General features: G+C 41.5%; 12 protein-coding genes. 8 read left to right on the top strand and 4 right to left on the bottom strand.

Annotation, left to right across the window (positions count from 1 at the left end):
* A partial coding sequence (locus tag QZT69_RS17820) for a glycosyltransferase family 39 protein (protein WP_294679302.1) occupies positions 1 to 703 on the bottom strand: 703 nt, incomplete at its 3' end.
* Positions 704 to 892: 189 nt separating this feature from the next.
* Entirely contained in the window at positions 893 to 1,786 is an 894-nt protein-coding gene (locus QZT69_RS17825; protein WP_294679309.1) for a 3-hydroxybutyryl-CoA dehydrogenase, read from the bottom strand.
* Between the two features lie 208 nt (positions 1,787 to 1,994).
* Between QZT69_RS17825 and QZT69_RS17830 the strand changes: the two genes are divergently transcribed.
* The gene (locus QZT69_RS17830) at positions 1,995 to 2,621 is read left to right on the top strand and encodes a hypothetical protein (protein WP_294679311.1); all 627 of its coding nucleotides are present in this window, start codon (positions 1,995 to 1,997) and stop codon (positions 2,619 to 2,621) included.
* A gap of 45 nt (positions 2,622 to 2,666) precedes the next feature.
* Here the strand turns inward: QZT69_RS17830 and QZT69_RS17835 are convergent, their stop codons facing one another.
* Positions 2,667 to 3,194: a hypothetical protein gene (locus tag QZT69_RS17835; protein ID WP_294679313.1), complete on the bottom strand. Its 528-nt coding sequence runs from the start codon at positions 3,192 to 3,194 to the stop codon at positions 2,667 to 2,669.
* Positions 3,195 to 3,340: 146 nt separating this feature from the next.
* Between QZT69_RS17835 and QZT69_RS17840 the strand changes: the two genes are divergently transcribed.
* The 3 genes from QZT69_RS17840 to QZT69_RS17850 all read left to right on the top strand — a co-directional run bounded on the left by QZT69_RS17840 (position 3,341) and on the right by QZT69_RS17850 (position 7,061).
* Positions 3,341 to 4,117 carry a phospholipase D family protein gene (locus QZT69_RS17840; RefSeq protein ID WP_294679320.1) on the top strand — a complete coding sequence of 259 codons (777 nt, stop codon included), beginning with the start codon at positions 3,341 to 3,343 and terminating at the stop codon, positions 4,115 to 4,117.
* Between the two features lie 76 nt (positions 4,118 to 4,193).
* On the top strand, positions 4,194 to 6,188 hold the full coding sequence (locus tag QZT69_RS17845; RefSeq protein ID WP_294679326.1) for a hypothetical protein: 1,995 nt from the start codon (positions 4,194 to 4,196) through the stop codon (positions 6,186 to 6,188).
* A gap of 129 nt (positions 6,189 to 6,317) precedes the next feature.
* The gene (locus tag QZT69_RS17850; RefSeq protein WP_294679333.1) at positions 6,318 to 7,061 is read left to right on the top strand and encodes an NYN domain-containing protein; all 744 of its coding nucleotides are present in this window, start codon (positions 6,318 to 6,320) and stop codon (positions 7,059 to 7,061) included.
* A 63-nt stretch (positions 7,062 to 7,124) separates the two neighbouring features.
* Here the strand turns inward: QZT69_RS17850 and QZT69_RS17855 are convergent, their stop codons facing one another.
* Entirely contained in the window at positions 7,125 to 8,192 is a 1,068-nt protein-coding gene (locus QZT69_RS17855; protein WP_294679340.1) for a two-component regulator propeller domain-containing protein, read from the bottom strand.
* A gap of 418 nt (positions 8,193 to 8,610) precedes the next feature.
* Here QZT69_RS17855 and QZT69_RS17860 point away from each other — a divergent pair, with 418 nt between their 5' ends.
* The 4 genes from QZT69_RS17860 to QZT69_RS17875 all read left to right on the top strand — a co-directional run bounded on the left by QZT69_RS17860 (position 8,611) and on the right by QZT69_RS17875 (position 12,514).
* Positions 8,611 to 9,801, top strand: coding sequence for a pyridoxal phosphate-dependent aminotransferase (locus QZT69_RS17860; RefSeq protein WP_294679348.1), 1,191 nt, complete (start codon positions 8,611 to 8,613; stop codon positions 9,799 to 9,801).
* Positions 9,802 to 10,791, top strand: coding sequence for a bifunctional heptose 7-phosphate kinase/heptose 1-phosphate adenyltransferase (locus QZT69_RS17865; protein ID WP_294679356.1), 990 nt, complete (start codon positions 9,802 to 9,804; stop codon positions 10,789 to 10,791).
* A 167-nt stretch (positions 10,792 to 10,958) separates the two neighbouring features.
* Complete coding sequence (ubiE, locus tag QZT69_RS17870) at positions 10,959 to 11,690, top strand: bifunctional demethylmenaquinone methyltransferase/2-methoxy-6-polyprenyl-1,4-benzoquinol methylase UbiE (RefSeq protein ID WP_294679363.1); 732 nt, start codon at positions 10,959 to 10,961, stop codon at positions 11,688 to 11,690.
* Between the two features lie 101 nt (positions 11,691 to 11,791).
* Complete coding sequence (locus QZT69_RS17875) at positions 11,792 to 12,514, top strand: porin family protein (RefSeq protein ID WP_294679379.1); 723 nt, start codon at positions 11,792 to 11,794, stop codon at positions 12,512 to 12,514.
* Positions 12,515 to 12,537: the final 23 nt, after the last annotated feature.

Consider the following 12,537-nt stretch of genomic DNA (forward strand, 5'->3'; position numbering starts at 1 on the left):
AGCTGAAATACCACCAGGCTATGGGGGCTAATAATACGCCGCTGACGATAAAAAACACGATCTTCAGATGGATAGATATCTGTCTGTTCAGGATGAAAAATACGTATAGGACAAGCAGAAAACCTGCCGGTAATTTGGCCAGCACGCCCATTAAAGTGAAGCATCCGAAAAGGAATAGGTGCAGCCATCTCCGCCTTTCTTCTTCGAAATAGCAGGCCGCATAATAAAATCCTATAATGACGAGTGAGGTAGCAAAGGTATCCGGCATGATCTTCCGGCTGTAGGCAAACCAAATGGACGCTAAAAGAATAATAGAAGCATTGAATGCAGTTTCTGGAGTGAAATAGCGCTTTAAAAGTTTGAAAAAGAACCAAATTCCCAAACTGCTTACAATGAGGTTGATTAATCTTCCATACCAGTGCTGATAACCGAACAGTTCCGAAACCCAATAATCGATGTAATTCAGGAGCGGAAACTCCATTCCGGTAATTCCGGTTTTATCTCCGGCAAAATCAATGCGCGGATAAAGAATATTCGCCGATCCTTCGAAGAAATTCCGTGTAACCATGGTTCCGGTTGTCTGGCGCCAGTTGTGGGCAACTTCCAACGGCGGATTGGTAATTCCATACATGCGAATCAGGAAGAACAAAATGATCCAGAAGCGAATGTCTTTAAAGATAGGAAGTGCGAAGAATGATCTCACGTGTTTTCTTTGTTTTGCTAAGTTAGGAGAAAACTTTGAAAATGGTTAGCGGGTTATTTTTCAAACTAGCAAATTGCTAGTTGCAACATGACGATATTGCAATGTTGATATATCACAATATCAGAATTTCTCAAAAAAAAAGCGGCTTCCACTTTTAGGGGAGCCGCTTTTCAGCATATTTTGTAAAAATTATTTCTTAGCAAAGTTCGGAGCAACAATCAGGTCTTTTGTTCCGTGGTTCCACGAGTAGAATCCTTCGCCGGTCTTTACACCTTTTTTACCTGCAGTTACCATGTTTACCAACAACGGACATGGAGCGTATTTCGGATTTCCAAAACCGTCGTGAAGTACTTCCAAAATTGCTAAACACACGTCCAATCCAATGAAATCAGCTAACTGAAGCGGTCCCATCGGGTGTGCCATTCCCAGTTTCATTACGGTATCGATTTCTTCAACTCCGGCAACTCCTTCATACAACGTATAAATTGCTTCATTGATCATCGGCATCAAAATACGGTTTGCCACAAATCCCGGGTAATCATTTACTTCCACAGGAACCTTGTTCAGTTTTTTGGAAGTTTCCATGATCAGGTTAGTAACCTCATCAGTTGTTGAATAACCACGAATGATCTCAACTAGTTTCATCACCGGAACCGGGTTCATGAAGTGCATTCCGATTACTTTTTCCGGACGGTTCGTCACAGAAGCAATTTTTGTAATGGAAATAGAAGAAGTATTCGATGCGAGGATCACATTTTCAGGAGTTAAAGCATCCAGCTGTTTGAAAATATTCAATTTCAGGTCTACATTTTCCGTTGCTGCTTCAACCACCAGTTCTACATCTTTTACTCCTTCTTCCATAGAAGTGAAAGTGGTGATGTTTGCCAAAGTTGCCGACTTATCAGCCTCTGTAATGGCTTCTTTTGCAACCTGGCGGTCCAGGTTTTTCGTGATTGTTGCCAATCCTTTATCCAATGAAGCCTGCGCTACGTCGATTAACGATACTTGATATCCAAATTGTGCGAATGTGTGGGCAATCCCATTTCCCATTGTTCCTGCACCAATTACTGCTACTTTTTTCATGAAGTGAGTTCTTATTTTTCGTGTACGAAGGTACAGAAAATTAAAAATGCAAAATTCAAAATTCAGAAGAGTCTTGTTTTTAGGGGATGTTTTGAGATTCGGTAGTTTTGAATTTCCGGGTTATCCCTTGATTTTGTATGCATTTCGGCAATGAAAAAAGGGGAATGAATTTATTCATTACATTAGCACCTCTTAACTATTATTCATTATGGCTGAAAACAATTCTACGGGAGTTGAATACCAGATCAACTTCACCAACAACTCAACAAATGCAGGAAACTTCATGGTTTTCCAGGAACATCCGGATATGAATATGCCGGATTCTTCAGCGCTGGTCTGGTTTACAAAATACCTTCATCCGAATACAAATGGTATATTCAGTTGGAAAACAGGGTATGATTTTGTCTGGATGGAGCAAAAATCACTTGCTGCAGATATCTCTTCTGTTACCTTTCAATGCATTCCTGCGAACCTGGAATCCAACAATGTTGCCTTGTTGACTTATGATGGTGGATATAATTTTATTACTCAGCCGGCAGGAGGAGTAACGGGAAATTTGTACATCCAAACCGACAGTACTATTGGCCCTTTTGAGGTTAGGGCTGGTTTGGGAATGTCAGGAGCACCTGTTTTTTTGGTGCCTGCACAACCAAATATGGAGATGGCCTTTTCTCCAAATCCCCAATATTGGATTGCGTTCGGAGAGTATGAAAAAGGTCAGGTTGTGAACTCAAAGGAGATAACAAATCCAATGCAGATTGAGTTTCCGGAAGGAATTACAACAATAAATGTAGTTCTAAATCCGGACAACACCTGGTCAACGCATCCCGGATAAATATAGAACTAAAAAATCCCGGTCAAATCAACCGGGATTTTTTAGTTAATAGCGCATCACACGTTCTGCAGTTTCATCGAGCATTTTGTTGCGTAATTTTTGCGGGAATTGGTTGGAGGAGTAATAAATCAGCTTTTCACGGAAATGCTTTTTGATCTTCCGTGCAAATGCACTCCCACCTTCAATAGTTGCAAAGAAAACCGAATCCCGTTCTTTGCGGAAATAAAGTGTGGAACTAGATTTCACATTGAATGCATGCAATTCGGTCCACTCAGAATGCGGGATAACCCATCTGTTTTGCCGTTTGCGGAATAGGCCGAAACGTCTCAGGGGCTTGGTGAAAATGATTTCCCGCGGGGTAATCTCCATGACCGAATAAACAAAATAAATCAGCTCCAGGTAAAAGATGAAGATCGTGAAACCGATCAGCACCCAGACAAAATAAATCACGTTCAGGTAATCATGCCTGATTCCCCAAAGGATGATTTGATAATTTACGCAAAGAATTAGGACTCCTACTAGTAATAAAGGTATTAAGTTAAGTGTGTTTCGATATTTTGCAGATCGATACATAAACTTAAAAATTACAGTGAATAACGGGTAAGTTAATGAATGCTGTTATTGATAGCAAAAAATGTTTGTTAAAGTTTAGGTCTGACTACTGTACCGAATCCCCTTTTTTGACTTATTATATGATTGGATGAAAAAAACCACTGACCATGAGCAAAACAATCAATAATGTACCCGGAGATATTTACATAGGGAAAGAATCCGGGAAAATGATCCTGGATGACATCCGGAAAGCGAAAAAATCCGTTCGGGTCATGTCGCCTTATTTGTCTGCCGGCCTGGTAGAAATGCTCCTCAACCGTTTTACGAGCGGTGTACATATTGAGCTGGTAACTTCCGGCTATGTGGAAGATTATGCACACGAACGAAAGAACTGTTACCGCATCATCAGACAGCACAAACACGTTGACGAAACGCTCCGGAACCGGAAAAATATCCTGCATTGGACAGGAATTGTTTGGATGACCACATTCGGACTTTTGACAATTACCAACCTGGAGAACGTATTCTCACCATCTGCCGAAATTTCCGACTTCATCGAATTCGGTATACTGGCAGGATTGATGCTTTTAGGGCAGCTTATCCGTAAATATGCTCTTGGAATCCGTTTTTGGCAGTATTCCTACAGTTCTCTTTTTCCAGTCAAAATATTTCGTTCCCATTTCTCCGGAAATAAAAACAACACATCCAAGTCCTTTAACCTTCACAGCAAGCTCTATATCATAGATGACTGTATCGCTTATCTGGGGTCCGTCAATTTTACCAGGTCAGGATGTTTGTTCAACCACGAAACCCGTGTCCGCATCACCGATCTGCAGGCAATCCGACAATTGCGGCAGGAATTCAGCGAACTGCTTTGGAGCGAGGAATATGATCACACCAGTGTAGACGAGTGGGGGAAGGAGTTGTATGGAGGGGCGGAATGAGAATGAGAATAAACTGGTCTGATTTTGTTTTGCCTGGCAAGTAATTGTATTTTTGCCTAAATCTATACCATTTCAAATGAAAACAACGCTACTGTTCCTTATCACTTTCTTTGCCGGCTCCGTAATTGCCCAGGACAAATACCGGCCGTTTAAAATCGATAATCAATTCATCCTTGCTGATACAAACGGGAGTATTCCGGTTGCAGAGCGTTTTGACAGCATCTATAATATGATCTCCCGTAAAAGCGAATACATTGTCGGGAAGAACGGTTTGTATGGGGTTGTGAAAGAAGGTAAATATGTGTTTCCATTACTCTATGCTTCGATTACACCGATTCATACCGGGATAGCATGGTACCATTTATTTGCGCTGGAACAAAATGGAAAATATGCGCTGGGAACGCTTGAGGGAACGATTCTTAGCGGGTTTGATTATTCTGAAATCGATAAATACGAAATAAACTCACCAACCAGGGAATTGATAAGCAAAGACAGCGGTGTTTTTTTTCTGGCAAACATGGGAGAACAAGCTCAGTTGTTTTATGTCAATAAGTCGGGTAAATCAATGCTTCTAACCAAAGAACCGGTCGATGATCTGTATGAGTGGAATGGTTTATTTGTATTCAGAAAGGGGAAGCAGGAAACCTTGTTTCAATTTGATCCGGCAGCTTTTACAATGACGGAAATCCTCCCCTTTTCGGAGCAATACATAGAGTTTCGGGGAGATTTCTATGTGGTTTGGAACCCGATTTCGAAAACTGCGAAAGCGTATACTTATTATCATAAATTCCATTCATCCAATGATATAGTGTCAATTCCACCGAATGTGAGTCGAAAGCATTTGCAGGGAAAAGAACCTGAAGGACCTATGCCTGAATCAGTTCGCTTAGAACCGAAAATTCTAGATATTTCAAGGGACAGAGAGCTTTTGATTTCAGGAGCATGGACGAGGAAACCTATCAATGTGATCAAATCTTTTGAACAGAGGAATGTGCTGCATAGTATCAATTATACCAGATACTACCTGGCAAAAATGACCGTCACGGGAAGCAAAGGGAATTGGGAAGTGAAATCCTATTTTTTAGATGAATTGGGAGCTAATAGACAGAAAGATACGATCTTTCATGTAAACACAGATGAGGTCATTCTTAAGACAGATAAAATGAGCCGTTTCCTGGTTACAAAGAAAGGAGATCTGTATGGGGTAATTGACGCCGGGGGAAATGAGCTGCTGCCGGCAAAATTTGCCAACCCGGAATATATCCGAAGTAAGTACGATGAAGAATGGCTGCTCATCCGGAAAGCTAAGCAATTGTTCCTTCTTTCCTATAATCCCCGAATGAAAAAACTGGATACGATTTTCACCGGGAATGCAGCTGACGAGCTCGATATTTACGGCTACTTCATCCGGGTAAAAGAACATCTTTCAAAGAATAAAACACAGGTGAAACTGGTGAAAATGAAAGATTTTGTGAAGGATTCAAAAGACCAGATTACAGACAACAATGAATACTATGATTCGATCGTATATAGTCAAAGTTTCCCGTATTTCTTCCACGTTTACAAAGATGGAAGAGCAGGGATGCTGTCCAATGAAACAACCCTGGTTGTACCTTGTGAATACGATTCGGTGCACGTAAATGCTTACTATCTGACTCAAATGAAATATGGGAATCCAAAGTACACATACCTGCAGCCGATAATTTCGGCGTTCCAAAATGGAAAACAGCTTATTTTTCGTCCGACACCGCCTCCCAGTGATGATGATTATGCAGAGATTCCTAAAAAGCTAATCCCTTCTTTTCAAAACGGGACTTTGAATGCTTCTTCGGAAATTTCGGATGACGGTCTGTATGTGATAGACAACCTCGGTAATAATCTCACGGATATTTATGCGATCAATGGAAAAAAACTAACGAAGGAACCCATCGTCCTGCATTCTAAAAATCAAAAAACGGCCTCTTTTTCAAATTCGTTAAATGGATATTGGTTTGTAAGGGGGACAGATCAAAACAAACGGGAAGTGCTCGTCGGTCAAAATGGTGCCTGGTTTGTTTTACCTGTGAGGTAGAATTCTCAATGACATCATAGTCAATTCTCAGGCCTTGATAATAATTGCTGATTCTTTTTCCTATCTTGTCGGCTATTCGTGATCTTTCCAATGCTGAATTGAATAGTCCGGATAAGTTAATTGAAGAATATGAGTGAACAAAGAATGGCGGTTTTAATAGACGCCGATAATGTACCTTACTCCAGCATTAAAGAAATGCTGGAAGAAGTAGCAAAGAATGGAACACCAACGATCAAACGAATATATGCTGACTGGACAAAACCCAATGCAAACGGTTGGAAAGCCGTTCTCCTGGAAAATGCAATTACTCCGATTCAGCAGTACAGTTATACCAGCGGGAAAAATTCAAGCGACAGCGCACTGATCATTGATGCGATGGATATTTTGTATGGAAACCAGGTGGATGCTTTCTGCATTGTTTCCTCAGACAGTGATTTCACAAGACTGGCAACGCGTTTACGTGAATCAGGCAAGAAAGTCATGGGGATCGGGGAGAAGAAAACACCGCTTCCGTTTATTACAGCCTGCGATAAATTTGTTTACATCGAGATCCTGAAGCAAAAAACACTTCCTTCAAAGTCCGAAACCAAGCAAAAAGACGGTAAGAAGGAAGTTGGTCCGATGAATAGGGTTGATCAGAAATTAGTGACACTTCTGAAGGAAAGTGTCGGTGACCTGGCAGATGATACCGGATGGACATTCCTGGGAGAATTGGGTAACTTCCTGATAAAAAAGAAACGCGATTTCGATCCAAGGAATTATGGTTTCCAGAAATTACTCCCATTAATAAAAAGTACCAATGAATTTGATGTGGATATTCGGGAAACAACCAATAAAAATACCAAACACATCTACGTGAAAATAAAAGAATAAGTACAGGGACGCGATGCTTCGCGTCCCATTTGATAATTTCCGCTATAGGTCATTGATAATTCATCAGCACCCTTCTACCCACGGTCCTTCTTTCGTGACAGGTGTGAATGCTCCTCCGAAATATAAAAGCAGTGACTTGCCATTTCCGCTGTCTCCGCCTCCGAACCACAGTCCCCCGGATCTGTCTTCATAGATGGTTTGAATGGCTTTCACCGCAAAACCTTCTTTTTCACCGAAATTTACCAGAACTCCGTCTTTGTACCTGTAAACGCCGTATCCTTCGGATGGAAACCAGATATTTCCGCTTTTATCTTCATAAATAGTCCATACTTCATTGTTCCTGATCTCTTTTTCAGAAGTAAAATGGATGAAAGTTGTTCCGTTGTATTTACTCACTCCGCCATCCATGGAGCTAAACCAAATATTTCCTTTTTTATCTTCAAGGATACAGGTCAGATCATTGGAGCACAATCCTTCTTTTTTTGAAAACTGCTCCGTTTTTTCAGTCGATATTTTAAAAGCTCCTTTACCGGAAGTGGCGATCCATAAATTTCCTTTTTTGTCTTCGGTAATTGACCGGATCCAATTTCCTTGAGCATTTGGAAGAGGGAATGTCTCAAATCTTGTTCCGTTGAAGCGGCACAATCCGCTGAACGTACCTGCCCAGATTGTTCCTCTGCTGTCCTGGAAAATGCTCCAGGTACTTGCATGACTCAGCCCGTCTTCTGTTGAGAATCGGTCTATATTCTTTTCATTTTGAGAAGGATTATAACGCGTAATTCCCTCATTGGTAGAGAACCAAAGATTCCCGTTTTTGTCTTCCATAATTCCTGTAACCTGTGAACCGCTTAAACCTTCTTTTATAGTAAGATAACTAAGTACCTTACCATCGTATTTTGCCAAACCGTCGGTATTGGTCGCAAACCACAAATTACCTTTGCTGTCCTGGAAAGTTCGCCTGATATATTCGCTAACCGCCCTGCTGTAGTAACAAGGAAGCTGCGGACCATAAATGACGGTGTCCTCCCGCTCGTCCGATTTTGGAATCGTAACTTTCAATTTTTTTACGTCTAAGGTTTGAGAGCTGTAATGGCAAAAAATAACCAGCGCACCAATAATAAATGCTTTCATAATTTTCCGAATTTTTCCGAAGGTAGGACAAGCATTCTTCAGCATATTTAAAGCAATGTAAATTAGTGTAAAAGTTGACCCTTACTTTCTCTGGTTCTTCAGTAAGTGATGGGTTTTATTCTTTTAAATCCAAAATTAATCTGCGATCAGCGCAGCAAGGATAGCGTAGGAACATGCTTTAGAGTTCTGTGTGAAAAGACAGGTTGGTTTATTCTAATAAATAGCTGCGTTTTTGCTCAATGAAAGCGGCTGAAAGTCCGCTTTGTTTCTACAGGAAATAAAACACTGAACTCACAAAGTCATTACCTGTCACAAACCAAAATCCCATTAAGAAAAAATCCCATTGGTTTATTCCCGATTTATTGCACCGGTCTTCTGAATAATCCCTAAATTTGAAACTCATTAACGAAGCAATTTTATGATTCAATTATCAAATCGCGTATTGGAAATGGAAGAGTCGGCTACCCTGGCCATGTCTCGAAAAAGCAGAGAATTACGTGCACAGGGAAAAGACATCATTTCATTAAGTTTGGGTGAACCCGATTTTCATACTCCGGATTTCATCAAAAAAGCTGCCGAAGAGGCCATGGAGCAGAATTTTACAACTTACACGCCTGTTCCCGGTTACGATGATTTGAGAGATGCGATTGCGAATAAATTTAACCGCGATAACGGTATTCCATATAAGCGTGAAAACATTGTTGTTTCTACCGGAGCAAAACAATCTATAGCGAACCTGGTAATGGCAGCGATCAATCCTGGTGATGAGGTGATCATACCGGCGCCTTATTGGGTTTCTTATGCGGAGATCGTGAAAGTAGCAGGTGGTATTCCGGTTGTGGTTTCTACAACGATTGAAAGTGATTTTAAATTCACCCCGGAACAATTCCGCAAAGCTCTTTCACCGAAGACAAAAATGATGATGTTCTCGTCTCCGTGTAATCCAACCGGAACTGTTTATACCAAAGAGGAACTAAGAGCATTGGCTGATGTGGTAAAAGAAAACCCGCAAGTCATTGTCATGTCGGATGAGATCTATGAACATATTAATTTCGTGGGACACAATCATTCCATGGCGCAGTTTGATGATGTGCGTGAGCAGGTTGTAACCGTAAATGGTGTTTCCAAAGCCTGGGCTATGACTGGCTGGAGGGTCGGTTATATCGGTGCTCCGAAAGAAATTGCAGATGCCTGTAATAAGATCCAGGGACAATTTACCTCCGGTACCTGTTCCATTGCCCAGCGAGCAACTATTGCCGCGGTAAATGCAGATCCTGCCATTTTGAAAGACATGGTAAAAGCATTTGAGAACAGACGCAAATTGGTTTTGGATGCGCTGGATAAAATGCCGGGGGTGAAAACCAATAAACCGGGTGGGGCATTTTATGTGTTCCCGGATATTTCCAGTTTCTTTGGGAAAAAGCATGGCGAAGCAACCATCAAAAGTGCAGAAGATCTGTGTATGTATCTGTTGGATAAAGGTGTGGCCCTGGTTTCCGGTGAAGCTTTCGGTGACGCAAACTGTATGCGGATTTCCTACGCAGCTTCCGAAGAAACATTGACTGAAGCCATGAAACGCGTTGCAAACGCATTAGCAGAATTGAACTAAATGACAATACACGAAATACTCGCTGCATTCAAAACCAAGCGCATTTTAGTGGTTGGAGATGTAATGATTGATGCTTACATGCTGGGGAAAGTTCACCGAATAAGCCCCGAAGCTCCGGTTCCCATTATTAGTTTGGGGAAGGAAGAACAGCGTTTGGGCGGAGCTGCAAATGTGGCTTTAAATCTTCAGTCGTTGGGAGCAAATCCAATCATCTGTTCGGTGGTTGGAAGTGATCAAAAAGGACACGATCTGACAGGTCTGCTTACCGGCTTGGACATGTCGGCAGATGGGATACTGAAAAGCTCTGAACGTGTAACTACCGTTAAAACACGGGTAATCGGGAATAACCAGCATTTACTGAGAATTGATGCGGAAGATACACATCCTTTATCACGAGTGGAGGAAGATCATTTCCTGGAAAAGATCCGGGCGGTTTTAGATAGAGAAACGATCGATGCAATCATTTTTGAGGATTACAACAAAGGAGTGCTCACGCCGAAAGTGATCAGCGAAGTGGTGAAATGGGCTGCTGAAAAACAGATACCAACAACGGTCGATCCTAAAAAAGAAAACTTCCTGGCATACAAAGGTGTAACGCTGTTTAAACCGAATTTGAAAGAATTAAAAGAGGGAATCGGCATCGACTGCTCGTTCCAGCAGCGTGATCTGTTCAATCAGGCAGTAGCTGAATTGGAAAAAGCACTGGAGAATGAAATTACGTTCGTAACCCTTTCCGAACATGGCGTTTTCATTAAGAAAGACGAAGCGGATTATCATACTCCGGCACATTTCAGGAACATCGCAGATGTAAGCGGAGCAGGGGATACGGTCATTTCCGTGGCAACGTTGTGTCTCACTGCCGAACTTTCTATCGAGAGTATTGCCGAATTGTCCAATCTTGCAGGAGGCTTGGTTTGCGAAAAAAGCGGTGTAGTGAGTATCGATCCCGACCAGTTGATACAGGAGTGCGAAGGAAAACAATATAATTAATGTAGAATTGAAAATTGAGAATTGAAAAGAAGAGAAAGCACTGCTTTCGATAAAAATCCCGAAGTTTCGGGATTAGTGCAGTTTACTAAGCATTGCTTTCGATACATCTGCTGAAGCAGATTTAACATACTTGTCAATTGTCAATTTTCCATTATCAATTAGAAAAAGTGGAAAGAAAAATAGTAAAACCTTACGGTAAAGACGATAAGTCGAAGAAGGAAGAAGTTGCAGAGATGTTCAACAAGATCTCTAAGCGGTATGATTTCCTGAATCACTTTTTATCCCTTGGAATCGATAAGATCTGGAGACGAAAAGCAGTGAATATGCTCAAAGAGATCCAGCCGAAACGTATTCTGGACCTGGCTACAGGAACAGGTGATTTCGCCATTCAACTGATGAAATTGAATCCGGTGGAAATTGTGGGAATGGATATTTCCGAAGGGATGCTGGAAGTTGGTCGCGAAAAAATGAAGAAACGCAGTCTCGATAAAGTCATCTCTATGGTATTGGGAGATTCTGAGAACCTGCCTTTCGAAGACAATTATTTTGATGCATTGACAGTCGGGTTCGGGGTGCGTAACTACGAAAACCTGGAAAAAGGACTGTCTGAAATGCTGCGCGTTGTTCGCCCCGGAGGCAAGCTGATCATCCTGGAATTCTCCAAGCCGAAGAAATTTCCGGTAAAACAATATTATGCTTTCCACTCGAAATACATCATTCCGTTCTTCGGAAAACGTATTTCAAAGAGTAATGAGGCTTATGTTTACTTACCTGAATCGATTGTAGCTTTCCCGGAAGGAAAAGCTTTTACGGATATACTGGAAAAACTAGGCTACCAAAAAGTGAGTGCAAGATTGGTGTCGGGAGGTATTGCAACGATCTATTCAGGAATAAAGTAGTTGAAAAGGTTCAAGAGTTAAAAAGTTTAAACTTTTTGAATATTTAGACTCTTTGAACTGATTTTTTTAAAATAAAAAAAATCAAACACCGTTTGAAAGGTATGAATACAAAATGGGCCGTTACGTTGGTCGGTGTGTTAATGACCGGCATACTTTTCGCGCAACCTGAAAAAACGAAGAATTATAAACGTTTTGATGAGCGCTGGATTCACTTTGGATTTATGCTGGGCGTGAATTCTGCGAATTTTAAAGCGACTCCGGTAAATGATGCATATGCCAGTTACGGTTTGAAATCTTTGGAAACCAAGCGCCAGCCCGGCGGACAGGTCGGAATTGTAACAACCGTTAAGCTGGGGCATCCGGTAGTTCGTCTGCGCTTTGTTCCTACATTATCCTTCCAGGAACGAGCGGTTCAGTATTACTATCAGGATCCTGACCCAAGCAAAACAAAGGATCTGTTTAAGGAAGAGCGTGTGAATTCCACCAACCTGGATTTCCCTTTAATGCTGCAGTTCCGGACATTGCGAATCAATAATTTTGCGGCTTACGTGTTGGTCGGCGGACAGTATTCTTACGATTTGCAGTCGCAGGAAGAAGCTTCTCAAAATTTTATTGATCCTTTCATAAAAATCAAAGCAAATGATTTCCAGGGACAAGTTGGTGGTGGCTTGGAGTGGTTTGCTCCATTCTTCAAGTTTGGTTTCGAAGTGAAATTTTCCCAAAGCTTCCAGAACTCATTGATCCAGGATAATTCACCTGTTTCTAAACCGATAGACCGACTTAACAACAAAGTCCTTTGGATTTCCCTCATCTTCGAAGGATAAGGTAAACCTAAAGGTCCCTCGTG

Source organism: uncultured Fluviicola sp., assembly GCF_902168135.1.
Lineage (GTDB): Bacteria > Bacteroidota > Bacteroidia > Flavobacteriales_D > Crocinitomicaceae > Fluviicola.

Bases quoted from the DNA above. Each gene is read 5' to 3' on its own strand.
- QZT69_RS17845 (WP_294679326.1), top strand. From the start codon at position 4,194: ATGAAAACAACGCTACTGTTCCTTATCACTTTCTTTGCCGGCTCCGTA.
- QZT69_RS17825 (WP_294679309.1), bottom strand. From the start codon at position 1,786: ATGAAAAAAGTAGCAGTAATTGGTGCAGGAACAATGGGAAATGGGATT.
- QZT69_RS17850 (WP_294679333.1), top strand. From the start codon at position 6,318: ATGAGTGAACAAAGAATGGCGGTTTTAATAGACGCCGATAATGTACCT.
- QZT69_RS17835 (WP_294679313.1), bottom strand. From the start codon at position 3,194: ATGTATCGATCTGCAAAATATCGAAACACACTTAACTTAATACCTTTA.
- QZT69_RS17830 (WP_294679311.1), top strand. From the start codon at position 1,995: ATGGCTGAAAACAATTCTACGGGAGTTGAATACCAGATCAACTTCACC.
- QZT69_RS17855 (WP_294679340.1), bottom strand. From the start codon at position 8,192: ATGAAAGCATTTATTATTGGTGCGCTGGTTATTTTTTGCCATTACAGC.
- QZT69_RS17875 (WP_294679379.1), top strand. From the start codon at position 11,792: ATGAATACAAAATGGGCCGTTACGTTGGTCGGTGTGTTAATGACCGGC.
- QZT69_RS17860 (WP_294679348.1), top strand. From the start codon at position 8,611: ATGATTCAATTATCAAATCGCGTATTGGAAATGGAAGAGTCGGCTACC.
- QZT69_RS17865 (WP_294679356.1), top strand. From the start codon at position 9,802: ATGACAATACACGAAATACTCGCTGCATTCAAAACCAAGCGCATTTTA.
- QZT69_RS17840 (WP_294679320.1), top strand. From the start codon at position 3,341: ATGAGCAAAACAATCAATAATGTACCCGGAGATATTTACATAGGGAAA.